Origin of the sequence: Spirillospora sp. NPDC000708 (assembly GCF_040299565.1) — a bacterium.
Lineage (GTDB): Bacteria > Actinomycetota > Actinomycetes > Streptosporangiales > Streptosporangiaceae > Spirillospora.
In genome coordinates this window covers 96744-122905 of sequence record NZ_JBEPCJ010000018.1, presented here as the reverse complement: position 1 = coordinate 122905, position 26162 = coordinate 96744, and the positions used below count along the sequence as shown (strand labels likewise).

Below are 26162 nucleotides of genomic sequence, written 5' to 3'. Positions count from 1 at the left end.
TGCTGCTAGCTCCTCTGATGAGCCATGGCATCTACAACGTCCACGATCCCTTGAACGACGCAGTCGGCGCCGGCGTCGGCTAGTTCTGGGATCTTTGATGGGTTCTTGGCGTAGCCAACGCTGTGGGCGCCTGCTTTCTTTGCGGCCTGCATGTCGGTCGAGGAATCACCGATTAGTAGGCAGGTGTGTGCTGACTGCCGCGAGATCTCAACGCCCTTGGTAACAAGATGAGCATCGGGCTTCATCAGGTCGGGTCTCCCCGGAACTCGCGCAGAGATCCCCATGATGGAGGCATCGAGGATCCGGCGTTCAAGGTAAGCCCTCACAGCGCTCGCCGAGTTGTTGGTCACGATAACTACCGGGAGGCCCAGCGCTGCCGCTGATCGAACCAACTCCGCGGCCCCCGGAGTCGGCGCTGCCAGACCTGCGGCTTTTATCTCTGACACTGTTTGTATCTCTTCGATCTCGGACAGGAGGTGCGGAGCCACAGCCCCAGTCCATCTAAGAAGCGCTAGTGGGTCGCTCGCCGACATCATCGATTCCGGCAGACTTTCCCCCTTCCGAAGCAGGAACGAGCGGATGTCATGCGCGATTTCGCGAGCAGGGAGACCGGAGAACAGGTGACAGACAGGCCCGTCAAAGTCGAGCAGGATGGCTCGGGCTGTCCACACGAGAGACTTGAGCGAGGTCACGGCGTGTACTCACGAGCGATCGTTCCCCACAACGAGTCAAACCATCCCTGCGCCTCTTTTACGAATTGAGGTCCGCTCGATGCCCCGTCGCCGTCCTCCAGAGAGAAGTGAAAGAGGGTAGAGTCTTTGCCTAGGAGGTCGTAGATATCCGCCTGCCCTCCGTTCAGGCGAATGTTGTGCTGCTTGACGGGATAGAGCCCGTAGAAGACCTCTTGCGAGTTGAGGATGTACAGCTTGAAGGAGGGGGTCAACTCATGGACCCGGACCTCCGCCGTTGCTGATTTGACGAGCCCGAGGTCCACCAGTTCGTGAACGGCGTCCACGATCCCATCGACGGCGCGGCTCGCAATCCGGCCCGCTCGTTCTTTGATTGCTTCCTCTGCGGTATCCGTCCCCACTCGACGCGGCAAGGCCATATTCGCGGCCGTGTCGCACATCATTATTCTGATCTTTAGCGACTCCGGCGTGAGGCGACCTGCCCGAACCTTGTCGAGCACTTCGATCAGGGTGTTGTGGAGGGTTTCACCTGAGAATCCCGAAAAGTCGATCGAGACATGCGGGCGCTCGAAAGCCGCCTCGATATGGGGGCGAAGCCCGATGGGCCGCTCAGTCTGCGCACGTACGTACGAGCCGCTCCCCTGCCGGCTGACGATCAGCCGCTCGGCTTGCAACGTCCGGAGCGCAGCCTTGATCGTTTCGCGGGCGACTCCGTACCGGCTCGCCAGCTCCGGCTGCGAGGGCAGCTTCTCCCCTGGCTTGAGCTTGCTAGTCAGGATCGCCGCTCGAAGTTTGTTTGCGATCTGCTGCGACGGGATCCGCGGGTCATCCGGGTCCAGGTCACCGAGGTAGTCGTCGTCCGCACTCATGCCCGCAAGCGTACGTGCTGGCTAGCCAAGCCAGAAGAATCCTCAAGATGTCGTTGACATGACTAGCCAAGCTGGTCATGATGAGGCTTCAGCAGCCCTGACTAGCCAAGCTGGCCAGGAACTTCCGCTCAGGAGGTATCGCATGTTCCCGCAGCCCAAGAAGTACGGCCGGTACGTCGCCCTCGTGGTGTTCCTGCTCTTCGCCTACAAGAACCCCCAGGCCGCCGCAGACCTGGTCAAGCACGTGGGCGTGCTCGTCATGCGGGCCGCCGACGCGGCGGGGAAGTTCGCCGCCGCTCTCCAGTCCTAGACGTCTGTCCCGGCCACAGCCACCAGCACGAGACCGGGACAGCGCCCCGATCGATCACGACCCGATCAGTGAGGAAGTCATGACCCTTCACCCGTCCAAGCTCTCTCTCACCGCCTGTGAGGCTCTCGGCTTCACCGACGCAGCGTGCCTCTACGACCCGGAGCTGCACACGGGTCCGCAGGACGCCACCGAGTCGCCGGAGGAGAAAGCCGCCCGGCTCCTCGTCGCCGCTGAGGTCTGCCTCGCGTGCCCCCTGTTGGGCCGGTGCCTGGACCGTGCGGTTGCCGGTTCGCCGGAGCCCGGTGTCTGGGGCACCTTCGACGCCGAGACGCTCAGGACGCTGTTCAGCGAGCACATCGACACCGAGACGATCACGCGGGTGGGGGCCGTCTGATGAGCGCTCGGACGTTCTCGCCCCCGCCGTCGTTCGGGCACGGTGAGGCCGATGCCACGCGCACCCCGTCGCTGTCCGGTAACGAGTTCACCGCCGTTGCCGTCGTTGCCGCCCTAGTCGCCGTTCTCGGCTTGCTGGGGTTCGTCAACAGCTTCGCAGCGGTCGCTGAGGCCGCGCGCCCGTCCTTCGGTCGCCTCCGGTGGAGTGTCCCGCTGGGGGTCGACCTGGGAATCGGGATCTTCGCCGCCCTTGACATCGTCCTCGCGCGGCTGGACATGCGCATGCGGTGGCTCCGGCTCATCCCCTGGACGCTCACAGCGGCAACGGTCTACCTGAACGTTGCCGGAGAGCCGTCCACGTTCGGCAAGGTCGCTCACGCCGTCCTACCGTGCCTATGGGTCATCGCCGTGGAGGTCGCCGCACACGTCGTCCGCGTACGGGCGGGGATCGAGGCGGGGACCCGTATGGACCGTATCCGGTCCTCACGGTGGCTCCTGTCCCCGCTCCGGACGGCCGCTCTGTGGCGCCGGATGGTGCTGTGGGAGATCCGTTCGTACTCCGACGCGCTGACACGCGAGCGAGCGAGGTTGCTGGCGCTCACCGAACTCCAGGACGCCTACGGCAAGGTTGCGTGGCGCTGGCAGGCTCCGCGCCGCGTCCGCGCCCTCTACCGACTCGGCGAACTCACGCCCGGCGAGGACAGGGACAGCGCGGACGAGCGTCCGGCCATCGAACCGCCATCGTCCCGGACGGACGACCGGACGGACGACCAGCGCGGGCAGACGGACGAGCGGACGAAGCGCCGGACCGTCCGCTCCCGAGGACGCGGACGGTCCGCACGCGCCAAGCGGACGAGTCCGGACGTGGACGATCTCATGCCGCTCGGATGGCGCATCGTCGCCGATCTCGAATCGCGCGGCGCGCCCCTCAACCGTGACAACCTCGCCGCCGCTCTCCGCGAGGCCGACCAGGCCGTGAGCAACGAGCGCGCCAGCGCTCTCCTCACCCGCCTCAAGACGGAGGCGCCAACCGATCCGACCGAACCGAACACCGACGACGCCCCGGCCGAACACGACCTGATCGAGGGGAACCGATGAACCTCAACAAGCCGATGGCCGAAGTGGTCCGCCTCCCCCTTCCCTTCACCGACCAACTGACCGACGCAGACAGGCCGCTCCTCGACAACGCCGGTAACGGCGAGGGCAACGGGGACCGTCCGCTCCTCTCGTCCGCTCCGGACAGTCCGGACGACGCGGACGACGCGCTTGAGGGGACGATCCTGGTCGACCGGGCGACGCCCCGCCGGCAAGAGTTCCGGACACGGCTCCTCGCGGGGCGAGGCGCCAAGCGCCGCCCGATCATCGCCCCTTGGCTCCGGGACCGTGAGGAGGCGACGACCACTCTCCGATGGGCAGTCGACTACGGCGCCCACATCGCCGGATACCACGCCGCCCGGATCCCGCTGTATGCCACGACGCTCGCTCTCCGCTCCCCGCGTGGCCTCTGGCGACTCATCGCCGGAACGTGGCGCTGGACGTGCGACGCAGAAGCCCTGCCGCTCCGCCTGAACGCGGTCGACGGCAACGACGCGGACACCTACCTCCGGCTACTGCGCGAGCGTGACAACCGGGTCCGGTGGCGTCGTCTGGTCGCCTCCGGCGGAGTGGCCAGCGCCGGTTTCGCAGCCTCCGCCGTAGCAGCCGCGGGAGGGGTCACGCAGGCCGCCGCCCTCGCCGCCCTGGTCGCGGTTCTCGGCTGGATCGGATCACCGGCGGACAAGCCGCTCATGGGTCCGGCCGTCGTCTCGACCAGCGCCCCGAAGCTGACGAGCGAGATCATCGTCCGCGCTCTCGGCGCCCTGGGCATCGCTGAGATCAACAAGGCACTCGGCAAGGGCGGCGCCGGAATCACCTTCCCCGCGCCAATCACACGCGACGGCCCCGGATGGCGCGCGGACATTGACCTCCCGTACGGGGTCACCGTCACCGACATCATGGACCGGCGCGAGCGCCTCGCGTCCGGCCTCCGGCGCCCTCTCGGCTGTGTCTGGCCAGAGCCCGCCCACGACCAGCACGCCGGACGGCTCGTCCTGTGGGTCGGGGACCAGGACATGAACCAGGTCAAGCCTCCGACGTGGCCGCTGGCGAAGTCCGGCACTGCCGACCTGTTCAAGCCGATCCCGTTCGGCACCGACCAGCGCGGCCGAACCATCGCGGTCACGCTCATGTATGCGAATGCGCTGATCGCTGCCATGCCGGGGATGGGCAAGACGTTCGCGCTCCGCATCCTCGCCCTGGCGGCCGCGCTCGATGCCCTCGCCGAACTCCGCACCTTCGAACTCAAGGGCTCAGGCGACCTGTCCGCGCTTGAGAAGGTGGCCCACCACTACGGGTCCGGGCAGGATGACGAGACCCTCGCCGCATGCCTCGCCTCGCTTCGCGAGGTCCGGAAGGAGCTGGCGCGGCGCGCGGAGACGCTCCGCAAGCTGCCGAAGGACGTGTGTCCGGAGAACAAGGTCACGCCGCAACTCGCTGCGAAGACGTCCCTTCGCCTCCGGCCGCTCGTGTTCATCATCGACGAGTGCCAGAACCTGTTCGCTCACCCGGCCTACGGCGCTGAGGCCGCCGAACTCTGTACCGCGATCATCAAGCTGGGCCGCGCCTTCGGCGTGATCCTGCTATTGGCCACGCAGCGCCCGGACAAGGAGTCCCTCCCGACCGGCGTCTCTGCCAACGTCGGGATCCGGTTCTGTCTGCGGGTCATGGGACAGGTCGAAAACGACATGGTTCTCGGCACGTCGGCGTACCGGAACGGGATCCGTGCCACGACGTTCGGCCTCCGAGACAAGGGCATCGGGTACCTGGTCGGAGACGCCGACGACCCGCAAATTGGCCGCTCGTACTACGTCGACAACCTGTCCGCCGATCTCATCTGCGACCGTGCTCGCGCCATGCGGAAGGCCGCCGGCACCCTGACCGGCTACGCGGTCGGGGAGGACACGACGGCCGCCGACGCCGGTATCTCGCTTGTTGACGACGTCGCCGCCGTCATCGCCCCCGGCGAAGACAAGATCTGGTCGGAAACGGTCGTCCGGCGCCTCGCCGAGCTTCGCCCGGGTTTGTACGCCGGGTGGACGCCCGGCCAGCTGGCCGACGCCCTCAAGCCCTACGGGATCAACACTCGGCAGGTCTGGGGGCAGGACGACGACGGCAAGGGGGCGAACCGGCGAGGCATCGTCCGCGAGGACGTTCTAGAGGCCGCGCGGAAGACCTCCGGCACGCCCTGACCGACGCTCCGGCGCCGCTAGGTCTAGCGCCCCCGCCCGCTAGACCTAGCGGCCCCGCTAGCGGCACATCTTCCCTCTGACCAGCGAACAAGCGTTCTAGCGCCCTAGGTACAGCCATGCCCAAAACAGCCCTAGGAGGCCCAGTGACCCCCATCATCCTCGCCGCTAGCGATGGCGGATCGAACGCCGGATCGTTCGTCCTCCTCGCCGTCGTCGCCGCCGTCGCCTACGTCGTCTCGTGCATCGTCTGGCCGTTCCGAGCGTGCCGAAAGTGCGGCGGCGCCGGACGGTTCCGCTCCCCCACCGGCCGCGCGTGGCGCTACTGCGACAAGTGCGGCGGGCGCGCCGCTCAGGTCCGCTTCGGCCGCCGCCTCTGGACGTACCTGACGGACACGCGCAACCGCAGCAAGCGCTAGGGGGCGAAGCGGCCCCGGTGCCACAGCCACCAAGCACGAGCACCAGGGCCGCGCCCCGACCGATCACGAAACCGATGGAGGCACCTTCATAATGACGTCCCCGCGTCACCAGGTCGATAGCGACCAGGACACCCCGGCTAACCTCGCCGACTTCGTCAGGCCGCTCCCGCACAACATCGAAGCGGAGCAGAACGTACTCGGCGCGGTCATGCTGTCCAGGGCAGCCCTGCAAGACGTTCGCGCGGTGCTGGACGGGAGTGAGTTCTACCGCCCCGCTCACCGGGTGATCTGGGAGGGCATCACCAACCTCGCCGATCGTGGCGCCCCCTGCGAACCCGTAGCCGTCGCCGCCGTGATCGACCCGCGAGAACTGGCGAAAATCGGCGGTGCGCCCTATCTCCACACGCTCATCAGTCAGGTACCGAGCGCCACGAACGCCGCCTACTACGCCCAACTCGTTCGACGCCTTGCCTACGCGCGGCGGGTCACTGAGACCGGAACCCGGCTCATGCAAATCGGGTACGGCGCGACCGGCGACCAGGACGACGACATGCGGAGCGCCGTTGCCGGCGAAATGACCGCCCTCGCCGCGATGAACGCACAGGGTTGGCCCGCTCCGGCTCCGCTGTCCGCCACTCCGGAGTTGCCGACCTTTCCTGTCTGGGCGTTCCCTGACTGGCTGGGCGAGTACGCCGCACGCCTCGCCGAGAGCACACAGACTCCCGCCGACCTCGCCGGATGCCTCGCCCTCGCCGTTCTCGGCGTAGCAGCCGCAGGCAAGGTATGGGTCCGGGGTCCCGCCTGGACGGAGCCAACCAACCTCTTCACGCTCGTTGTGCTGCCGCCCGGCAATCGCAAGTCCGAGGTCTACAAGCACATGACAGCCCCGATCCGGGCCGCCGAAACGATCCTGATCGAAGAGGCCAAGCCCGTCATTGCTGAGGCCGTCATCGCCCGACGCGTCGCCGAAGCGCGTGCCGAGAAGACAGAGAAGGCCGCAGCGAGCGCGGTAGACGCCACCCAACAGGCCGCCGCTCTGGACGAGGCGAAGACGGCCCGTCTCGCACTCGAAGAGGCCACTGTTCCGGCCGAACCGTGCCTGTTCTCGGATGACGCCACCGTGGAACGGCTGACATCCCACCTCGCCGAGCAAGGCGGGCGATTCGCGATCCTCTCGCCGGAGGGCGAGGTCTTCTCTATCGCTGCAGGCCGCTACTCCGGCGCCCCGAACTTCGCCATCCTCAAATCCGGCCACGCTGGCGAAGAAATGCGTATCGACCGCATGGGGCGTCCCTCCGAGCGCATCCCTGCTGCAACGGTCACGCTTGGAATCTGCACGCAACCCGGAGTCCTCACCCGTCTTGGGGAGACACCGCAATTCCACGAACAAGGTCTACTCGGCAGACTTCTCTACTCGGTTCCCAAGTCACTACTCGGCTACCGCAACCCCAACCCCGAACCGATGCCGCAGCAGATCCAAGAGACCTACCGCGCCAACATCACGGCTCTCGTGCTCTCGCTGCACACGCTCTCCGACCCGGAAACGCTCCGCTTCGCACCGGACGCCGAAGATGAAATCCTGTCACTACTGGCAGAGACCGAACCGCGCTTCCGCCCCGGCACAGGCGACCTCGCACACATGACCGATTGGGGCGGCAAGTACGTAGGCGCCGTTCTCAGGATCGCCGCACTCCTCCACATTGCAGAACACTTCCGCGAGGGATGGAACCGCCCCATCAGCCTCGCCACGTTCCAGAACGCGCGCCAGATCGGCGAGTACTTCACCGTGCACGCCCAAGCGGCATACGACGCCATCGGAGCCGACCCGGCCGTTGCCGACGCACGCGCCCTACTCGACTGGATCGAACGAACCGGAACCACACAATTCGGCGCCCGTGACGTGCTCTCGTCTCTCCGGCGCTTTAAGAAGGTCGCAGACCTAGACCCGGCGCTCCGTGTTCTGGAGTCTCACGGCTGGATTCGACGCCTTCCCGCACCACCGAGGACCGGGCGAGGCCGCAAGGCAGGCCCCGTGTACGAGACGCATCCGGAGGCGACGGGGGCGACGGGATGACTACGGCAGAACGCTTGCAGCGCGTCACCGTCGCTCCCGGCTGCCAGCAGTGCAGCCTGTCAGCAGAATCCAGCGGAAAGCCCCCGAGCACGATTCTGCGGGATTCCGCTGACGTGCTTCACCGCTGTAGGCCGCCGCCCCTCCGCCGTTGACGTCGCTCCCCGTGACCGCTGCACAGCCACCAGCACGCCACCGGCCACCAGTTCGACCGATCACACAAGCCGGAGAAATCGAGGTAGCGATTGCCTACCAAGACGCAGCTTGACGAAAAGCTCACCGTCGCCGAGGTATGCGCCGAACTCAAGATCTCCCCGTCGACCTTCTACGACTGGCGCCTCAAAGGCCGCGCCCCGCAGTGTCTCACCCTTCCGAACAAGTCGCTTCGGATCCTTCGATCCGAACTAGATCGCTGGCTTTCGACATGCGAGGACGACTCCCGATGAAGGACACCACGTTCGACGTCCGCATTCACGCAACGCAGGTTCGGCACGGCTCAAGGGTGACGTCTTACATCGTCCGCTGGAAGGTCGGCCCGAAGCGCTGGAAGGACTCGTTTCGCAACAAGGCTCAGGCCGACAGTTTCCGTGCATCACTCGTCACCGCTGCAAGGAACGGCGAGGCGTTCAACCTCAAGACCGGCCACCCTGTCTCATGGGGGCGCGAGGCGGACGAGACCAGCTGGTACGCCTTCTCTCTCGACTACGCCGCCGCCAAGTGGCCGTACGCCTCGCCGAATCACCGGCGAGGTATCGCAGAGGCTCTCACGGACGCGACAGAAGCCCTCCTAAAGTCTCCGCAGGGCGCCCCGCACCGCGAGGAAATCCGCCACGCCCTGCGTAGCTGGGCTTACAGTGAGCGGCTCCAGAAGGGCGGAGAACCACCCGCGAGCATCGTTCCCACGCTCCGATGGTTGGAGCGGAACACCGTCGACATGGCGGACCTCTCCCCTGACCGGGGCGGCGCCACCATCGCGCGGTCCGTTCTCGACAGGCTCAGCCGGAAGAAGGACGGCAGCCCGGCCGCCGGCACCACGGCCACTCGGAAGCGCGTCACGTTCAACAACGCCATGGAGTACGCGTGTGAGCGCTCAATCCTGCCCGCCAACCCACTCAAGCGAGTGAAGTGGATCAGGCCCCGGATGGTACAGACGCTCAACATGCGGACGGTTGTGAACGCAGAACAGGCCGCTCGTCTTCTCAACGCCGTCAGGCAACAGGGCAAGCGGGGGGAGCGCATGGTCGCGTTCTTCGGCCTCATGTACTACGCCGCGCTGCGCCCTGAGGAGGTTATAGACATCAGACGCGAGAACCTCGTTTCGCTTCCGCCGGAGGGTTGGGGGGAACTGCGCCTCACACACTCCGAGCCCCGTAGCGGGTCCAGGTGGACCAACGGAGGCGCGGCCCGCGACCGGCAACCACTCAAGCACCGCGCCCCTGGAGAGACGCGTTCCGTTCCACTACACCCGGAACTCGTGCGCCTCCTGCGGCACCACATCGAAGCGTTCCGGGGCCATCCTGGCGCCCGCCTATTCATCGGACCGCGCGGCGGGATCATGACCGACCGGACGTATTTGAGCGCCTGGCGCACAGCGAGGGCGAAGGCGCTAACGCCCGAAGAGGCCGCCTCGCCACTCGCGGAGACGCCGTACTCCCTACGGCACGCCGCCGTATCCACCTGGCTGAGTGCGGGAGTTCCCCCAGCGCAGGTAGCCGAGTGGGCAGGCCACAGCGTGGCCGTCCTCCTTCGCGTCTACGCCAAGTGCGTGGCCGGACAGGAGGAGGAGGCCAAGCGCCGCATTGCGGAGGCAACAAAGGTCATCAGGAAGCCCACCGTAGGCGAGTCGGGCACCTCCGGAGGCTCTGGAGAGGTCGCCTAGGGGCTTCAGAAACGTGGGCCCGCGTTGGGCCTTCACAGCCGCAGACGTCCGCGTCAGAGACAACCGGACAGCGACAAGACGGCCTCTTGCCAGAGCCTTACCTGGCGAGAGGCCGTTCTTGTGATTGTTGCAGGTGCAGAGTTCGAACCTGCATAGGCTGAGCCGACGGACTTTCAGAGAGAACACATCTGCAGCCTTAGCCACATCTTGACTTGCACATATACTCAGTTAACGGCGCGACAACTCGGACCCAGTCCCGCCGGGATTCCCACGTGACTTCCTGCCGCCACACAAGCGCCGAACGGGCGATACTGGCCCGCGTTCTCTAACTCTTCTTAGCTCTCCCATTACAAGTTATCGCCACAAATCCAGCCATCGGCGTCAAACAAGGCCTGCCAGACTCATGCCAGGCGGCCGGGAAGGCGGCCGGCGTCTAAGGTGCAGGCAGGAGGCGATGGCCAGACGAAGAGCCGACCACTTTTGGCCATTGCCTCACTGGGCTGACCTATGCGAACTTAGATTCACGGGGTCAGTTCATTCAGGCGGCTCCTCCTTCAGACTATGTGACCGATCGGATAATCCCAGCAAGAGGAAGATGCCGCAGCGAATATACGTCCCCAAGGTGACAACAATGCGACTTAGCAAGCAATAACCAGAGATGAACTTAAGAGGGATCCTTACACATGCAGTTCAATCTCACACGATCGGCCACGTTAACGACAACTCGTCGCCACCTCATGTTCTTTGTCAATCTTATACGTCGCCAGATAAGCAAGCGAGCATATAAGCGCATAGCCGGGTCTGTCCGAAAAAAAATCCATGAAGAACTAAGGTGGGCCGTTGAACGCGTCGATGGGATTAAGCAACTCGAAGACGAAGATAGGGGCCGACTGCGCGCACGTGTTACTAGGCTGGCTATGCGGCGAGGAACATACTGGATGGTCACGCCCACATGGGGCTACACCCTGCATGGGATTGCTCTCATTTTTGTATTGGTTCTGGGCGTCTTATTTGGATCCGCGATCAGCGAACTGAGAGGAAGCTCCACTGGGCAAGCAGTGCGGTCGACAATGCTCGTCTTTATCGCTCTTGTGTGGCTTGCCGCTGCGCTTACTGCCCCGGCAAGTCGTCGACTTGACCACAAACTTAGTAGGTTGGATCTTAGAAAGCCCGGAAGGCGTCGAAAGTGGCAACTTCTTCTACTGTTCAGCGCACTTTGTTCTACTTATACGATTGCGACACCAGATCAGAAGGAGGGCGACCCGACCAGCGGAGACTGGAGCGTATTGGCCATTGAGATTTTCATTGCCACGATCTTCACGTTTGTCTGGCAGGCCGCTAGCGCCGACCTGTTTTATCTGTCATGGCGCCGAAAGAATCCCGGCCCAAGCCAGCTTGACCTCATTATGATGCGCATTCTCGACATTACATATTGGGTTGAATGGTGTACTCATGACAACAGATGGTCCAACAGATCATTCTGCGTAATCTTAACAGGTGAGCTAGAGAGAATTGCTCGCGAATCCGAGCGATTTGCATTGCGCAGAGTGCCCTGGTGGGACCTGCAAGCGCGTCGCGAAGCAAGGCGGCTTGGTTTACGACTAGCGGCTATTATTCGTATGCACAAGGTTCCACTCGCAACCGCCGTCGGCATGGGGGACTTTATTCGCGTTGAGGCGTCGCTCTTAGGCGGGTTGATTGCGTGGCAAAATGAAGATTTAGAAGAGCTTCTTAAAGCGGTTCCCGAGGTCGGCTTACGCGCCTGGATCCGCCCTCTACTGGGACGCGCTTGGTCAGGACTCATCCTTGCCTTAATGGCTCTCTGGTTGCCGAATACTTCGGCGTTTCACAATTCTCCGCAAGCGGCCGATAGCGTCAGGGCAGCCTTGCTCATTAGTGCCATCCTCGCACTGATAAGCGGCGGCGTTGCGGCTCCGGAACGCGTGAACGCGGTGCTTGATAAGGCCCTGCCATTCGGCCCAAAGAAGGAGTGACTGCCCTTAGAGTGCAACGATGGAGCGCACCTCGGTGGCGTACGACTGGCGTAGACGCTTATGGAGCGTCCCGGTTCGATGCGCAGCGTCTCGCCGGGCTGGGCAAGGCCGGCGAGCTCGGCACCGTACTGCTTCCAGTCGAATCGAGTACCGGGCGTGCTGTAGTCAACGGCCAAGCCGCCGCAGAGGTTGAACTCACGGGGCCCGGCATGGCCGGATCCTGTCCAGCCACGCACGGTCTCGCGCGATGATTTCAGCCAACTGGGCCGCCATGGTGGACGCGTCCAGCCCGGACGCCAGATGCGCGTGGATTCCGCGTTAGCGGACGTGCGGCAGGGCGGTCAGGATGTCCGGGTACGGGGAGATCTCCGGCACGCTCGGCGCCAAGAGTGCCGCCTTGCGTAGCCGGCCCGGGGGAAGAGGCCAAGCACCACTGGGAACCGAGGTCATCAGAAGGCCCGGCGACGGCCCGAGCGACGCCTGCGGCCGCAAACGATCAGAGACAGCCGGACAGCAGCGAAACGGCCCCTCGCCAGTGTCATACCTGGTGAGGGGCCGTTCCCTGCGAGTGTGGCGGGTGCAGGGTTCGAACCTGCGTAGGCTAAGCCGACAGATTTACAAAGGGACCTCGTTCTATGCTCGCAATAGGCTCTGACCTGTGGAAGCCATCCTCTCAGCAGCGATCCGCGCTTCCTCTGTCCCGTGATAAGCCCGAGAGCCCGTCATCCCCTGCGACTACCCTCGTATCTCCCCACCTCCGTAGACGAACTACCAGACTGGCGCAGCGACACGCATGGTTGCTGCGGCCTCCTACGCCCTGCGGCGCTCGCAGCACTCAGTCTTGTGATGTCTCGTGGTTGAAGACCACTTTAGGACGAAGTCGCTCTCCTGAACCCGGTGCGCTACCCATGAGCAGCGCCTTATGCTCTCCAGCATGACCGAAGAGGGAACGGAACTGCCCGCCCATGTAGATATAGATGATCTCAAGCGCAGACTTCCGCCGGACGATCCACGCCTCAATGTCGAGGCTCGATGCATCGCCGCGAATATCGATTATGAGTGGCTCGTGGAAGCCGTCGAAAAAAAGCTTCAGATCGGCTTGCGAGTAGACCTTCCCAACGGCAAAGAAAAACGGCCGGTTTATCTAAACTTTTCCGATTGTGTACGCCTACTGGGAGCGAACTTTCAGGAAGCCAAGTTTCTCGGTGATTACTGGGCGGTCCACTATATTGACGCTGGCATAATTGAGGCTCGCATAAAGGGGGTTGCAACGCCGCCGTCGGCACTGAGACGATTTTCTGGGGTAATGACTAAGCGTCAGTCCACCCTATTCGACGAAGACGAAGAATCATCCTTCTTTGAGGAGACAGACGACCCTACTTCACCATGGCGATTGCAGTTCAAAAACTCTGGATCACTTCCCCTGTCAGCCGAGATCGGTACCGCAAGTGATCGGTTCGCGATCCTGACGTCGATTCACCGTCCTCTGATCGTTTTGCGGCTAGAAGGAGTAAAAACCGTTCGCCATGACGAAGCACTGGATCTGCTTAGACGCGTATCCAGTGCCATCTTCTTCGATCTCGACGTCCGTCATGACATCGCGTGCGGACTGTCCGATTATCCGCGTACGCAAATTCGATTCGCCGGACGACGAAACAGACGCGCCGGGAGTGTTCCACAGCTCCCACGCTATGAATACCAACAAAAGCCCTTCGACTTGTATCAGTATGGCCGCTCGGCGCCAGGAATGCCGCTGCTGCAGTTCCTTGCCTTTTATCAGGTCTTGGAGTATAGCTTTCCTAGCTTCAGCCACAGGGAAGCACTCGACCGCCTCAAAAATGAGGTTCGCGATCCGTCCTTTGATCCAGAGAAAGACAGCGACATAGGGCGACTGCTCGCCTTAGCTCAGTCCTTCGGAAGGAGCTATGGCAACGAGCGTGACCAACTTAAGGCAACGATTCGCGGCTGCATAGACGACAACCGTTTGAAGGCCTTCGTCTCTAGAGACAAAGAGAGCCTCAAGTACTTCACAACCGCCCACCCGATACGTGGGCTAAAGCTGTTGGATCCACAAAACAAGAACAACGACATCCGCGATCAAGTCGCAGCTCGAGTCTACGACATCCGCTGCCGAGTCGTCCACACAAAGGATGAGGGAACTGAATCGGCGCCTGAGCTGTTGCTGCCATCTTCACAAGAAGCACAGTCCATGGACAAAGACATCGAGTTGGTCCGTTTCTTGGCCCAGAGAGTCTTGATCGCTACTGCATCCAAACTTCGCATCTGAAACCATTTTGAGCTCAAAATAGAAGACGGCTTCGCCGAACTGGTCGGCGAAGCCCTCTCATATGCCGTCACCCGTCTAGGTAACGGACGACGGGCTTTGGGTGCATGAGGAAATCGTGGTGAGAGATGTTCCAGGCGTAGGCGCGGGCCAGGGAGAAGGCGACCAGGTCGCCGACTGCGATGCGTTCCGTGGGGACCTCGCGTGCAAAGACGTCCTTTGGTGTGCGGAGCTGACCAACGAGAGTGACGGGCTCGTTGGCGGACCGCGGGACCGTCGCCGGTGCCGGTGAGGATGTCGAACGGCTGTGCTGCTTGGTGACCGGCGTCCGGATGTGCATGGTGCCGCCGCCTAGGACGGCTTACCACTGGCCGTGTGCCTTCTTCACGTCCAGTATTTCGGTGATGTACCACCCGGCGTAGACGCTGATGGAGCGGCCCGGTTCGATGCGCAGTGTGTCGCCCGGCTGCGCGAGGTTGGCGACCTCGGCGCCGTACTACATCCAGTCAAAGCTGGTGCCGGGCGTGCTGTAGTCGACTGCCATGCCACCGCGGAGGTTGAACTCACGTGCCCCGGTGTGGCTGATCCTGTCGAGCCACGCGCGGCCCCACGCAAGGATCTCGGCGGACTGGGCCGCCATGGCGGACGCGTCGAGCCCGGACGCTAGGTGCGTGTAGACGCCGCGTAGACGCACGTGCGGCGAGGCGGTCAGGGTGTCGGTGCAGGTGTCCATGAGTTCGGGGTCCATGCTGAATGGGCCGCTCATGGCCAGCGCGACGCCGCTGCGGTCGCCGGCGAGCTTGACCCGTAGCAGGACTTCGACCTCGCGCCCAGCCGCCTCGGCGATGCGCGCGAGGCGGGATAGTTCGTGCGGGCTTTCGACGTGGATGCGCTCAACGCCGAGGTTGAGCGCCAGTTCGAGTTCGTCATCGGTCTTGCCGGGGCCGCCGAGCGCCAACCGCGCGTCCGGGAAAGCCTCACGCACGTGCGCCAGTTCGCCGCCGGACGCGACCTCGATGCCGTCGACGTACGAAGCGAGCGCTCGAAGGATCGGGACGTCGGGGTTGGCTTTGGCGGCATACAAGATCTCCGGCACGCTCGGCGCCAAGAGTGCCGCCTTGCGTAGCCGGCCCGGGGGAAGAGGCCAAGCACCACTGGGAACCGAGGTCATCAGAAGGCCCGGCGACGGCCCGAGCGACGCCTGTGGCCGGTGTGGGGGCCGCCTACGCCCTCCGAACGCGGGCCCGTATTGGGCCCGCGTAGCCGTAGACGGCCGCAAACGATCAGAGACAGCCGGACAGTAGCGAAACGGCCCCTCGCCAGTGTCATACCTGGTGAGGGGCCGTTCCCTGTGAGTGTGGCGGGTGCAGGGTTCGAACCTGCGTAGGCTAAGCCGACGGATTTACAGTCCGCTCCCATTGGCCACTCGGGCAACCCGCCGTGGCGTCGCTCTCGCGACGGCACTGGAAAGAATAGCGGACGCGGCGAGTGGTCGTGACATCGGAGGCGGGCGGTGCGGAGCCGCGGGGGCGGGTCGCGAGTCGCTACGCTCTCAGGACCGCGAAGGTGCTGCTGAGGGGAAGTGTGCGCGATGGCCGACAGCTCGTTTGACATCGTCTCGAAGCTCGACCGGCAGGAGGTCGACAACGCTCTGAACCAGGCCGCCAAGGAGGTGGCCAACCGGTTCGACTTCCGGAACGTGGACGCCGGGATCAAGTGGTCCGGGGAGAGCATCGAGATCCAGGCGAACACCGAGGAGCGGGCGAACGCCGTGCTCGACGTGCTGAAGGACAAGCTGGTCAAGCGGGGGATCTCGCTGAAGGCGATCGATCCCGGCGAGCCGCGGTTGTCGGGGAAGCTCTACAAGCTGGGCGTCGGGCTGAAGGAGGGCATCTCCCAGGAGGACGCCAAGAAGATCGGCAAGATCGTCCGGGACGAGGGGCCGAAGGGGATCAAGGCCCAGATCCAGGGGGACGAGCTGCGGGTGAGCTCGAAGAAGAAGGACGATCTTCAGCAGGTCATCGCCCTGCTGAAGAGCAAGGACCTGGACGTCGCCCTCCAGTTCGTCAACTACCGGTAGAGCGGACGAGAGCGCGCCGGCCGCCTCCCCCGCAGAGGCGGCCGGCGCGCTCTCGTGGGTTATGACGCGGCGGCGGGCTCGTCGGTTCGCTCTGATTCGGAGAAAGGTTCGAGGCGGGCGGCGCCGAGGGTCCGGCCCCGGTCGCGCTGCTCGTCGGTGAGGGGCGTGGTTACCATCTCCGCCATGGTGACGTACCGAACCCCACTGGAGTGGGAGCTCATGCGGGAGGCGGGACGGGTCGTGGCCCGCATCCTCGCGGGGACGCGGGAGGCCGCGGAGCCGGGCCTGCCGCTCGCGGAGCTGGACGCGGTGGCCGGGCGGATCCTGAAGGAGAACGGGGCGACGTCGCCGTTCCTGCACTACAAGCCGAGCTGGGCGCCCGTGCCGTATCCGGCGAACATCTGCGTGTCGGTCAATGACGTGGTCGTGCACGGCGTTCCGGACGGGCGGGTGCTGCAGGACGGGGACCTGGTCTCGGTCGACTGCGGGGCGACGCTCGACGGGTACTGCGGGGACGCGGCCGTGTCGTTCTTCGTCGGGGCCGGGGACGAGGCGGGCCGGCGGCTTCTGGACGTGACCGAGACCGCGCTGCGGCGGGCGATCGCGGCGGCCGTGCCGGGGAACCGGATGGGCGACATCGCGAACGCGGTGGAGCGGACGGCGCGCAAGGCCGGGTTCGGGATCACGCGGGGCTGCGGCGGGCACGGCATCGGGACGGAGATGCACGAGGACCCGGCGGTGCCGAACGTGGGCAAGGCGGGCAAGGGGATGCCGCTGCGGGAGGGCCTGACGATCGCGATCGAGCCGATGTTCCACGAGGGCGGGTCGGACGACTCGCGGCTGCTGGCGGACGGCTGGTCGATCGCGACGGCGGACGGCGGCCGGGCCGCGCACTTCGAGCACACCATCGCGATCACACCGGACGGCCCGCTGGTCCTGACGGCGCCGTAGCTAGCGGCGGCCCGCCATGCGTTCGAGGCGGGCGATGCGCTCGGCGGTCGGCGGGTGGGTGGAGAACAGCTTGCCGATGCCGGCGCCGCGGAACGGGTTGGCGATCATCAGGGCGCTGGTGGTGGCGAGCTCGGGGTCCTGCGGCAGCGGCATCGCCTGGGTGCCCGCCTCGATCTTGCGGAGGGCGGACGCGAGGGCGAGCGGGTCGCCGGTGAGGCGGGCGCCGGCGGAGTCGGCGGCGAACTCGCGGGTGCGGCTGATCGCCATCTGCACGACGGCGGCGGCGACGGGGCCGAGCACCAGCATGAGCAGGGCGCCGAGGACGCCGGGACCGTCGTCGTCGTCCGCCCGCCCGATCGGCAGGAAGATCGCCAGGTGCGACAGGTACGTGATCACGGTGGCGATGGCGGCGGCGACGGACGAGATCAGGATGTCGCGGTTGTAGACGTGCGAGAGCTCGTGGCCGAGGACGGCGCGCAGTTCCCGCTCGTCCAGCATGCGCAGGATGCCGCGGGTGCAGCAGACGGCGGCGTTGCGCGGGTTGCGGCCGGTGGCGAACGCGTTCGGCTGGCGGGTCTCGGAGACGTACAGCCGCGGCATGGGCTGGCGGGCGGTGGTCGACAGCTCGCGGACGAGCCGGTAGAGCATCGGCGCCTCGACCTCACCGACGGGGTGGGCGCGCATGGAGCGCAGCGCGATCCGGTCGGAGAAGACGTAGGCGACGCCGTTGGTGGCGAGGGCGATGACCAGCGCGATGGTGAGTCCGGCGGTGCCGCCGAACGTCCAGCCGATCGCGAGCATCAGTGCCGACAGCGCAGCGATCAGTGCCGCCGTCTTGACGCCGTTGAACCGCACTCCGCACCGCCTCCCCGTCCGGACCCACCATGAACAACAACGGTGTGACCAGCCTCAACGTTCCCGCTTCGCGGGCGGCCGCCGGCCGGGCCGGGGCCCTGCCTCCAGGTTAGGTCGCGGCTGAGACGGTCTGGAGGACGATCTGCGGCGCGACCGACAGCACGACCGCGCCCGCGGCGGTCGCGGCGAGGGCGGCGCGGACGGGCCATCCGGGCAGCGGGTCGGCGAACGGGCGGACCGGCGGGGTGAACAGCCGGACGGCCCAGGCGAGGTAGTAGTACAGGCCGATGGCGGTGTTGATCGCCATGATCACGGCGAGCCAGGTGACGCCGCCCGCGACGGTGGCGCGGAACACCACGACCTTCGCGAACAGCCCCATGACGCCCGGTGGGAGGCCGGCGAGGCAGATGAGGAAGAACGCGAGGGCGGTCGCGGTGGCGGGGCTGCGGTGGGCGAGGCCGCGGTAGCCGTCCAGGGTGTCGCGGTGGGGCCGGGCGCCGTCGAGCCGGCGCCGCGCGAACCCGGTGACGACGGTGAACGCGCCGAGGTTCATGACGGCGTAGAGGGCGACGTAGGCGGTGGTGGCGGCGACGGCCTCGGGGAGGCGGTGCGACCCGACCGACAGGGGCGCGAGCATGTAGCCGGACTGGGCGACGGACGACCAGGCCAGCAGCCGGATCGCGGTCCGCTGGCGGAGCGCGAGGAGGTTGCCGAGGGTCATGGTGAGCGCGGCGAGGACGGCGATCACCGGGCCCCACACGTGCCCGTACGCGGGGAGCCCGAGGGCGAGGACGATGGCGAGTCCGGCGAACCCGGCGGCCTTCGACACGACGGACAGGAACGCGGCGACGGGCAGCGGCGCGCCCTCGTAGACGTCCGGGGCCCAGAAGTGGAACGGGACGGCGGCGACCTTGAACGCGAACCCGGCGAGGAGGAGGACGACGCCGACGGCGGCGACCGGGTCCAGGTCGGCGGGGACGCGGCCGAGGGCGGGCGCGATCCGGTCGAGGTGCATGGCGCCGGTCGTCCCGTACACCAGCGAGATGCCGAACAGCATGATCGCGGTGGAGACGACGGAGACGAGGAACAGCTTGAGCGCGGCCTCGGACGCGCGGCCGTCGTAGCGGCGGAGGCCGACGAGGGCGAACACCGGCAGCGACAGCGTCTCCAGCGCGACCAGCAGCAGGACGAGGTCGCGGGCGGCGACGAGCGTGAGGGCGCCGACCACCGCGCACAGCAGCAGGAAGTGGTACTCCCCCGCGGGGATCTCCGAGTCGGTGATCTCCTGGAGGGACAGCAGCACGACGACCAGGGCGGCGGCGAGCACGAGGCCCTGGAACAGCAGGGTGAAGTCGTCGGTGACGTAGGAGCAGGAGCGGGGGCCGCCGCCGCGCAGCGCGTCCGGCACGCAGAAGGTGGCGCGGCGGTCGCCGGGCGCCAGCGCGATCACCGCGATCAGCGCGGCGCCGAGCGCACCGCAGCAGGCCGGGCCGAGGACGCGGCGCGGGACGTCGAACGCGTCGGCGAGCAGCAGGCCGAGCGCGGCGACGGCGACGATCAGCGGGGGCGCGATCGCCGCGTAGTCGATGCCCTGGATCATCAGCCGCCTCCGAACAGCGCGCGGACCGGCGCGGCGGTCACGTCCAGCAGGGTCTTCGGCCACAGCCCGACGAGCAGGGTGAGCGCGATCAGCGGGACCCAGGCGGCGTACTCCTGGGCCGACACCACGGCGCCCGGACCGGCCGCGGCGGCGGGTTCGAGGTCGGCCGCGGCGGGTTCGGGGCCGCCCACCCCCGGTTCCGGCGCGGGCCCGGCGGTGGATTCGGGACCACCGGCCGGGGCCGGTCCGGCGGCGGGTTCCGGCGCGGGGCCGTGGGTGATCTTGGCGAGCATGCGCAGGAAGTAGCCGGCGGTGAGCAGCGCACCGATCCCGGCGACCGCCATGAACGTGACGAACGCGCCGCGCGGCAGGTCGGCGTGCGGCCGATACGCGCCGACCATCGCGAGCATCTCGCCCCAGAACCCGGCGAGCCCCGGCAGCCCGAGCGAGGCGACGGACGCGAAGGTCAGCACGGACGCCAGGCGCGGCGCGGTGCCGAGCATGCCGCCGCCGATCCGGTCCATGTCGGTGGTGCCCCAGCGGTCCTTCACCGCTCCGGCCAGGAAGAACAGCAGCCCGGTGATCAGGCCGTGCGCGATGTTGCCGAACAGTGCGGCGTTGATCCCGACGGGGGTGAGCGTCGCGATGCCGAGCAGCACGAACCCCATGTGCCCGACGGACGAGTACGCGATCATCCGTTTGAGGTCGCGCTGGGCGAGGCAGGCGAGCGCGCCGTAGACGATCCCGATCACGGCGAGGAGCCCGAGCCACGGCGCCCACACCCGCGCGCCGTCCGGAGCGAGCGGCAGCGCGACGCGGACGAGCCCGTAGGTGCCCATCTTCAGCAGCACGCCCGCCAGCAGCACGGACCCGACGGTGGGCGCCTCGGTGTGCGCGTCCGGCAGCCAGGTGTGCAGCGGCCACATCGGCGCCTTCACCGCGAGCCCGACGGCCATCAGCGCGAAGGCGGCGATCTGGATGCCGTGGGAGACACCGGAGCCATGCCGCGCGGCCAGTTGGACCATGTCGAGGGTGCCCGCGTTGACGGCCACGAGCAGCATCCCGGCGAGCAGCAGACCCGACCCGAGCAGCGTGTACAGGATGAACTTGGTCGCGGCGGCGCGGCGCCCGTCGCCGCCCCACAGCATGATCACCACGTACATCGGGATCAGCACGGTCTCGAAGAACACGAAGAACAGCACGAGGTCGAGGGCCGTGAACGTGCCGATCAGGCCGACCTCGAGGACGAGCAGCAGCGCGGTCAGCAGCCGGATCCGCCCGCCCGCCGGGGGATGCCGCAGCGTGTACAGGAAGCACAGGAACGTCAGCAGGGCGGTCAGCACGACCAGCGGCAGCGAGATCCCGTCCGCGCCGAGGTGGAACCGCAGCCCGATCGCGGGCGCCCACGCCCAGTCCGCCTGGAGCTGCGTCCGCGAGGTGTCGCCGAAGTCGAACGCGGTGAGCGCGGAGACCGCGACGAGCAGCGTCGCCGCGGACACGCCCGTACCGAACGCCCGGACGGCGAACCCGGTGCGCAGGAACCGGTCCGCCGGGACGAGCAGCGCCACCGCCCCGAACAGCGGGATCGCCATCATCCACAGGAAGATCACCGGAAGATCACCACCAGGGCCGTGATGACGACGACGCCCGCGAGCAGGCCCGTCAGGTACGTCTGCGGGTTGCCGTTCTGCGGGATCCGCAGCAGCCCGCCGAGCCGCCGCGCGCCCCGTCCGGCCCCGACGACGGCCGCGTCGACGCCGCGCCGGTCGAACAGCACGACACCGCGCGCGAGGGCCCGGACGGGGCGGACGATCGCCATCGCGTACAGCTCGTCCAGGTAGAAGCCCCGCGCGAACACCCGGCGCACCGGCCCGAGGGCGACCGCCGGATCGGACGCCGGGTCCCGGTTCCAGAGCAGGTACACCGCGCCCCCGCCGATGATCAGCAGCGCGATGCCGAGCAGCGCCGGGCCGGCGTGCGGGCGCAGCTCGCTCGCGCCGAGCCCGAAGAACCCGAGGATCGCGGCGGGCACCGCCAGCGCCGCCACCGTCCACGACATGAACTTCGACGGCTCGCGGATCTCGTACGTCCCGCGCGGCTCCCCGAAGAACGTCATCAGCCAGGCCCGCATCGCGTACGCCGCGGTCAGCGCGACCGTCAGCAGCAGCCCGAGGTACACCAGCCACGCCACCCCGGACGGCAGGTCGACATAGGTGACGCTCGTGGACAGCTCGCGCAGCGGGGTCTTCGCGAACCCCGTGATCTCGTCGCTGAACGGCGGCCGGCCGCCCATCACGGGCAGGTCGTGCGGGAGCCCGCTCGGGGACGGCCCCGGAAGCGGGGCCGCCGGCGGTGCGGCGGAACCGTCCGAGGTCAGCGGGGCGTAGGCGAACCAGCCGGCCTCGGTCGTCTCGTGGCCGTGGAGGGCGGCGTGCTGGGCGGCCTCGATGACGGAGTCCTTGCTGAACCAGCCGCTGAACGGCGGGACGCCCGCGAGGGCCGCGAACCCGGCCGTCATCGACCAGAAGGTGATCGGCATGCCGCGCCGCAGCCCGCCGTGCTTCGCGAGCAGCGTGGACCCGGTCGTCGCGATCACGCAGCCGGCGGCGAGGAACAGCAGCGCCTTGAACGCGCCGTGCGCCAGCAGGTGGAAGATCGCCGCGGACCTCGCGCCGACCGCGAGCGCGGCCGCCATCACGGCGAGCTGGCTGATCGTCGAGTAGGCGAGGACGCGTTTCAGGTCGTCCTGGGCGAGGGCCGCGAGCGCCGCGCCGACCATCGAGATCACCGCGATGACGCCGAGGACGGCCAGCGCGCCGGGCGCGGCGACGAACACCCCGTACAGCCGCGCGACGACGTAGACGCCGGCCGCGACCATCGTGGCGGCGTGGATCAGCGCGCTGATCGGCGTCGGGCCGGCCATGGCGTCCGGAAGCCAGGTGTGCAGCGGGAACTGGGCGCTCTTGCCCGCGACGCCGGCGAGCAGCAGCAGCGCGGCGGCGGTGAGCGTCGAGCCGGGCATCGTCCAGACCCGGGCGAGGACGCCGTGGATCTCGAACGTGCGGGCGCCGAGCCCGAGCACGATGATCCCGATGAGGAAGCCGACGTCGCCCAGCCGCGTCACCAGGAACGCCTTGACGGCGGCGCGGGAGTTGGCCCGCTCCTCCCAGTGGTGGCCGACCAGGAAGTACGAGCAGATGCCCATGACCTCCCAGCCGACGTACAGGACGATGAGGTCTCCGGCGAGGACCACCAGCAGCATCGCGGCGGTGAACAGCGAGATGAACGCGGCGTAGGACGAGTAGCGCCGGTCGCCGTCCATGTAGGCGACCGAGTACACCTGGACGGCGAGCGCGACGCAGCAGACCATCAGCGCGACGACCGCGGACAGGCCGTCCACCTGCAGCCCGATCCGGATCGGCACCGAGCCGGTGTCGATCACCGCCAGCGAGCCCGTCCGTTCGCCGGGGTCCCGCCAGACGACGAACGCGACGATCGCCGACAGGACGAGCGAGACGGCGACGGGGGCGCAGGCGATCAGCGCCGGGCCGTTGCGGCGGGGCGAGCCCAGCAGCCGCCCGAGCGCGGGGCCGAACAGCATGCCGCCGAACGCGGCGAGGAACGGCAGCAGGATCGCCAGGGACGCGAGCCAGATCACGGCGTCGCCCCCTCGACCGGCTCGGCGCCGGTCTCCGACCCGGTCTCGGCGGCGGGCTCCGGCTCGGGCTCGTCAGTTCCGGACTCGGGCTCGGCGGCGGACTCGGGCTCGTCGGCGGGCTCGTCGTCGGACTCCGCCAGCGCGCAGAGCCGGTCGATGTCGACCATCTGGCGGTTCCGGAACACCAGCAGGACGATCGCCAGGCCGAGCCCGACCTCCGCCGCCGCGATCACGATCGTGAACAGGGTGAGCACCTGCCCGCCGTGCAGCCGGTCGCGGAACCGCATGTCGAACGTGACGAGGTTCAGGTTCACCGCGTTCAGCATCAGCTCGACCGACATCAGGACGAGGATGGCGTTGCGCCGCGCCAGCACCCCGTACACGCCGACGGAGAACAGCAGCGCCGCGACGACGGTCGGGTAGGCCAGGTGCATCAGCCGCGCCCCTTCCCCCGGCCGGAGCGGCCGGAGCTGCTGGAGCCGTTCGAACGGTCGGAGCGGCGGGAGCCGATGTCCGTGCGGGACAGGACGATCGCGCCGACCAGCGAGGCCAGCAGCAGCACCGACAGCACCTCGAACGGCAGCACCCACGTTCGGAACACGCCGGCGCCCAGCGCGCTCGCCGACCCGCTGCCCGCGCGCAGCGGCATCCGCTCGTCCCGGAAGCCCATGACCATGACCGTGACCAGGACCGCGGCGGTGGCCACCGCGACCGCGGCGGCGGCCCACCGGTTGCCGGAGTCGAGGTCGGCGGAGTCACCGATCGGCGCGCGCGTCAGCATGATCCCGAACAGCAGCAGCACGACGACCGCGCCGACGTAGATCAGCACCTGCACCCACGCGACGAACTCCGCGGTCAGCACCAGGTAGCCGCCCGCGAGCGCGCCGAACGACAGCACCAGCCACAGCGCCGCGTGGACGAGCCGCCGCGTCGTCACGACCATGATCCCGGCCCCGACGGCCACCACCCCGAGCAGCGTGAAGACGATCTCCTGGCCGCTCACCGCCGGCTCCCCGGCGGGCCGGGCGGGCCGGAGGGCGGGCGCCGCGCGGCCCGCGCCGCCGCCTTCTCCGCCGCCGCGATCTCCTTCGGCGGCTCGGCGGCCGGGTCGTGGGCCTGCGGCGGCGGGACGGTCCACATCCACTCCCGGAGCCGCTCCTTCTCGTGGGTCAGCTCCGCGATGTCGTACTCGGCGTACTCGAACTCCGGCGACCAGAACAGCGCGTCGAACGGGCAGACCTCGATGCAGATGCCGCAGTACATGCACAGCGCGAAGTCGATCGCGAACCGGTCGAGGACGTTGTGGACGCGCGGCCGCCCGCCGCCCTCCGCGGGGACGGTCTCCTTGTGCGAGTCGATGTAGATGCACCAGTCGGGGCACTCGCGCGCGCAGAGCATGCAAACGGTGCAGTTCTCCTCGAAGAGCGCGATCACCCCCCGGCTGCGCGGGGGCAGATCGGGCTGCACCTCGGGGTATTGACGCGTGATGGAGCGCCGCGTCATAGTCCGCAACGTGACGGCCAGCCCCTTGGCCAGCCCGCCTCCTGGCAACCGTCCCACCCGCAACATGATTGCGCACGAAACGCCGCCGTGGAACGCGGCGGGTTCCGCGTTCGTCGGACGATACGCGGGCACCCGCGGTCCGCGCTCCTGTACGCCTGCGGGCAAGGAGGACATGTGAGCCACCATGCGGACGGACAGTACGACCCCGGAGCCGACCACGCCCGCCCGCAGCCCTCCGCGCCGCCGGGCCCCACACCGCCGAACACCACACCGTCGGACGCCGCTCCTCCGAGCGCCACTCCTCCGAGTGCCACGCCGCCGGGCGGGACGCCCGTGCAGGGGACGCCGCCGGGCGGCCTGCCGGTGCACCGCACCACCAAGCCGGACGGTTTCACGCCGCCGCGCGGCACCTCGGTGCCGCACCCGCCCGTCCCGCCGCAGCCCGCCGCCTCCCCACCGCATCCGGTCGCGCCGCCTCGTCCTGCGGCCGCGCCGCCGCCTCCACCGGCCTTACCGCCCCGTCCGGCGGCACCGCGTACTTCCGTCCCGCCCCCAGTGGACCCGCGGCGTCCCGTGCAGCCGCCGGGACCGCCGGACCGGTCCCCGACCTGGGGGTCCGGCGGGTATCCGCTTCCGCCGCTGCGTCCCGTGCCGCCGCTTCCGCCGCCGCCCGAGCAGCCGAACGGCGTGCTGTGGGCGATCATGCCGTTCCTCACGTTCGGCCTCGCGACGCCCGTGACGTTCTTCTACGCCGCCGTGAAGCGCGGATCGTGGAACTACGGGGCCGCCGCGGCCGGCTACGGGATCGGCCTCGTGACGATGCTGGCCGCCCTGAACAGCGGGAACGTGCTGCTGATCGCGCTCGGCACCATCCTGCTGCTGACGCTGTGGCCCGCGGGGACCGCGCACGCCTTCGCCGTCCGCCGCCAGGTGTACCCCCGCGAGGTCCCGCGCAGCCACAACAACGAGAACGCCGTCGAGTACGCCAAGTACCGCCGGAACCTGCGCGCCGACGCCCGCGCCATCGCCGCCGACGACCCGGCGCTCGCGCACGAGCTGCGGATCGGCCGCCCGGACGTCCCGCGCGCCTACGACGACGGCGGCCTCGTCGACGCCAACCATGCCCCGGCCGAGATCATCGCGGCCCTGCCGGGGATGACGGAGGAGCTGGCCGAGCGGGTCGTCGCGCACCGGGACGAGCACGGCACGTTCGTCTCCGTCGAGGAGATGGCCGTGGACTGCGACCTGCCGCCCGCGATCATGCCGCAGCTCGCCGAGTACACGATCTTCCTCCCCTGACCGTCCCGCCCCACCGTGTCCCGC

The 26162-nt window shown here is 67.6% G+C and carries 22 protein-coding genes, 1 tRNA gene and 2 pseudogenes; 13 read left to right on the top strand and 12 right to left on the bottom strand.

Annotated elements, in window-relative coordinates; translation table 11 throughout:
- Positions 1–5: 5 nt before the first annotated feature.
- Complete coding sequence (locus tag ABT299_RS15850; RefSeq protein ID WP_500251195.1) at positions 6–692, bottom strand: HAD family hydrolase; 687 nt, start codon at positions 690–692, stop codon at positions 6–8.
- The gene (locus ABT299_RS15845) at positions 689–1558 is read right to left on the bottom strand and encodes a winged helix-turn-helix domain-containing protein (protein WP_500251194.1); all 870 of its coding nucleotides are present in this window, start codon (positions 1556–1558) and stop codon (positions 689–691) included. The genes ABT299_RS15850 and ABT299_RS15845 overlap by 4 nt, the downstream gene beginning before the upstream one ends.
- Positions 1559–1700: 142 nt before the next feature.
- Between ABT299_RS15845 and ABT299_RS15840 the strand changes: the two genes are divergently transcribed.
- The 10 genes from ABT299_RS15840 to ABT299_RS15795 all read left to right on the top strand — a co-directional run bounded on the left by ABT299_RS15840 (position 1701) and on the right by ABT299_RS15795 (position 14195).
- Positions 1701–1868, top strand: a complete 168-nt coding sequence (locus ABT299_RS15840; RefSeq protein WP_500251193.1) for a hypothetical protein — start codon at positions 1701–1703, stop codon at positions 1866–1868.
- Between the two features lie 79 nt (positions 1869–1947).
- The gene (locus tag ABT299_RS15835) at positions 1948–2262 is read left to right on the top strand and encodes a WhiB family transcriptional regulator (protein ID WP_500251192.1); all 315 of its coding nucleotides are present in this window, start codon (positions 1948–1950) and stop codon (positions 2260–2262) included.
- Entirely contained in the window at positions 2262–3359 is a 1098-nt protein-coding gene (locus ABT299_RS15830; RefSeq protein WP_500251191.1) for a DUF2637 domain-containing protein, read from the top strand. The genes ABT299_RS15835 and ABT299_RS15830 overlap by 1 nt, the downstream gene beginning before the upstream one ends.
- Positions 3356–5548, top strand: coding sequence for a cell division protein FtsK (locus ABT299_RS15825; protein ID WP_500251190.1), 2193 nt, complete (start codon positions 3356–3358; stop codon positions 5546–5548). The genes ABT299_RS15830 and ABT299_RS15825 overlap by 4 nt, the downstream gene beginning before the upstream one ends.
- 143 nt (positions 5549–5691) lie before the next feature.
- The gene (locus ABT299_RS15820) at positions 5692–5964 is read left to right on the top strand and encodes a hypothetical protein (protein ID WP_500251189.1); all 273 of its coding nucleotides are present in this window, start codon (positions 5692–5694) and stop codon (positions 5962–5964) included.
- Positions 5965–6055: 91 nt separating this feature from the next.
- Positions 6056–8038, top strand: a complete 1983-nt coding sequence (locus tag ABT299_RS15815) for a YfjI family protein (protein WP_500251188.1) — start codon at positions 6056–6058, stop codon at positions 8036–8038.
- Positions 8039–8280: 242 nt separating this feature from the next.
- The gene (locus ABT299_RS15810; RefSeq protein ID WP_500251187.1) at positions 8281–8481 is read left to right on the top strand and encodes a helix-turn-helix transcriptional regulator; all 201 of its coding nucleotides are present in this window, start codon (positions 8281–8283) and stop codon (positions 8479–8481) included.
- Positions 8478–9914, top strand: a complete 1437-nt coding sequence (locus ABT299_RS15805) for a tyrosine-type recombinase/integrase (RefSeq protein WP_500251186.1) — start codon at positions 8478–8480, stop codon at positions 9912–9914. The genes ABT299_RS15810 and ABT299_RS15805 overlap by 4 nt, the downstream gene beginning before the upstream one ends.
- Before the next feature lie 938 nt (positions 9915–10852).
- Positions 10853–11908 (top strand): hypothetical protein, encoded by a 1056-nt coding sequence (locus ABT299_RS15800; protein ID WP_500251185.1) that lies wholly within the window; start codon positions 10853–10855, stop codon positions 11906–11908.
- 934 nt (positions 11909–12842) lie between these two features.
- A complete protein-coding gene (locus ABT299_RS15795) occupies positions 12843–14195 on the top strand; it encodes a hypothetical protein (RefSeq protein WP_500251184.1) in 1353 nt (450 codons plus the stop codon).
- A gap of 67 nt (positions 14196–14262) precedes the next feature.
- Here ABT299_RS15795 and ABT299_RS15790 read toward each other — a convergent pair.
- The 3 genes and pseudogenes from ABT299_RS15790 to ABT299_RS15780 all read right to left on the bottom strand — a co-directional run.
- Positions 14263–14535, bottom strand: a pseudogene (locus ABT299_RS15790) (type III PLP-dependent enzyme); the annotation flags it as partial.
- Positions 14536–14688: 153 nt separating this feature from the next.
- Positions 14689–15300 (bottom strand): alanine racemase, encoded by a 612-nt coding sequence (locus tag ABT299_RS15785; protein WP_500251183.1) that lies wholly within the window; start codon positions 15298–15300, stop codon positions 14689–14691.
- 250 nt (positions 15301–15550) lie between these two features.
- Positions 15551–15632 (bottom strand) — tRNA-Tyr (locus ABT299_RS15780).
- A gap of 151 nt (positions 15633–15783) precedes the next feature.
- Between ABT299_RS15780 and ABT299_RS15775 the strand changes: the two genes are divergently transcribed.
- Both ABT299_RS15775 and map read left to right on the top strand, forming a co-directional pair.
- The gene (locus ABT299_RS15775) at positions 15784–16272 is read left to right on the top strand and encodes a YajQ family cyclic di-GMP-binding protein (RefSeq protein WP_387029358.1); all 489 of its coding nucleotides are present in this window, start codon (positions 15784–15786) and stop codon (positions 16270–16272) included.
- Between the two features lie 183 nt (positions 16273–16455).
- Positions 16456–17223, top strand: a complete 768-nt coding sequence (gene map / locus ABT299_RS15770) for a type I methionyl aminopeptidase (RefSeq protein ID WP_500251182.1) — start codon at positions 16456–16458, stop codon at positions 17221–17223.
- Here the strand turns inward: map and htpX are convergent, their stop codons facing one another.
- The 7 genes and pseudogenes from htpX to ABT299_RS15735 form a co-directional block, all read right to left on the bottom strand.
- Positions 17224–18078 carry a zinc metalloprotease HtpX gene (gene htpX, locus ABT299_RS15765; RefSeq protein WP_387029355.1) on the bottom strand — a complete coding sequence of 285 codons (855 nt, stop codon included), beginning with the start codon at positions 18076–18078 and terminating at the stop codon, positions 17224–17226.
- A 109-nt stretch (positions 18079–18187) separates the two neighbouring features.
- Positions 18188–19678, bottom strand: a complete 1491-nt coding sequence (locus ABT299_RS15760; protein ID WP_500251181.1) for an NADH-quinone oxidoreductase subunit N — start codon at positions 19676–19678, stop codon at positions 18188–18190.
- Positions 19678–21273 carry a complex I subunit 4 family protein gene (locus tag ABT299_RS15755; RefSeq protein ID WP_500251207.1) on the bottom strand — a complete coding sequence of 532 codons (1596 nt, stop codon included), beginning with the start codon at positions 21271–21273 and terminating at the stop codon, positions 19678–19680. The genes ABT299_RS15760 and ABT299_RS15755 overlap by 1 nt, the downstream gene beginning before the upstream one ends.
- A gap of 11 nt (positions 21274–21284) precedes the next feature.
- Positions 21285–23336: an NADH-quinone oxidoreductase subunit 5 family protein gene (locus tag ABT299_RS15750; protein ID WP_500251180.1), complete on the bottom strand. Its 2052-nt coding sequence runs from the start codon at positions 23334–23336 to the stop codon at positions 21285–21287.
- Between the two features lie 152 nt (positions 23337–23488).
- Positions 23489–23770 (bottom strand): annotated as a pseudogene (gene nuoK, locus ABT299_RS15745) (NADH-quinone oxidoreductase subunit NuoK); the annotation flags it as partial.
- A complete protein-coding gene (locus ABT299_RS15740) occupies positions 23770–24339 on the bottom strand; it encodes an NADH-quinone oxidoreductase subunit J family protein (protein ID WP_500251179.1) in 570 nt (189 codons plus the stop codon). The pseudogene nuoK and the gene ABT299_RS15740, both read right to left, overlap by 1 nt.
- The gene (locus tag ABT299_RS15735; protein ID WP_387029349.1) at positions 24336–24896 is read right to left on the bottom strand and encodes a NuoI/complex I 23 kDa subunit family protein; all 561 of its coding nucleotides are present in this window, start codon (positions 24894–24896) and stop codon (positions 24336–24338) included. Before ABT299_RS15735 ends, ABT299_RS15740 begins: the two co-directional genes overlap by 4 nt.
- Positions 24897–25013: 117 nt before the next feature.
- Here ABT299_RS15735 and ABT299_RS15730 point away from each other — a divergent pair, with 117 nt between their 5' ends.
- Positions 25014–26138 carry a ComEA family DNA-binding protein gene (locus ABT299_RS15730; protein WP_500251178.1) on the top strand — a complete coding sequence of 375 codons (1125 nt, stop codon included), beginning with the start codon at positions 25014–25016 and terminating at the stop codon, positions 26136–26138.
- Positions 26139–26162: the final 24 nt, after the last annotated feature.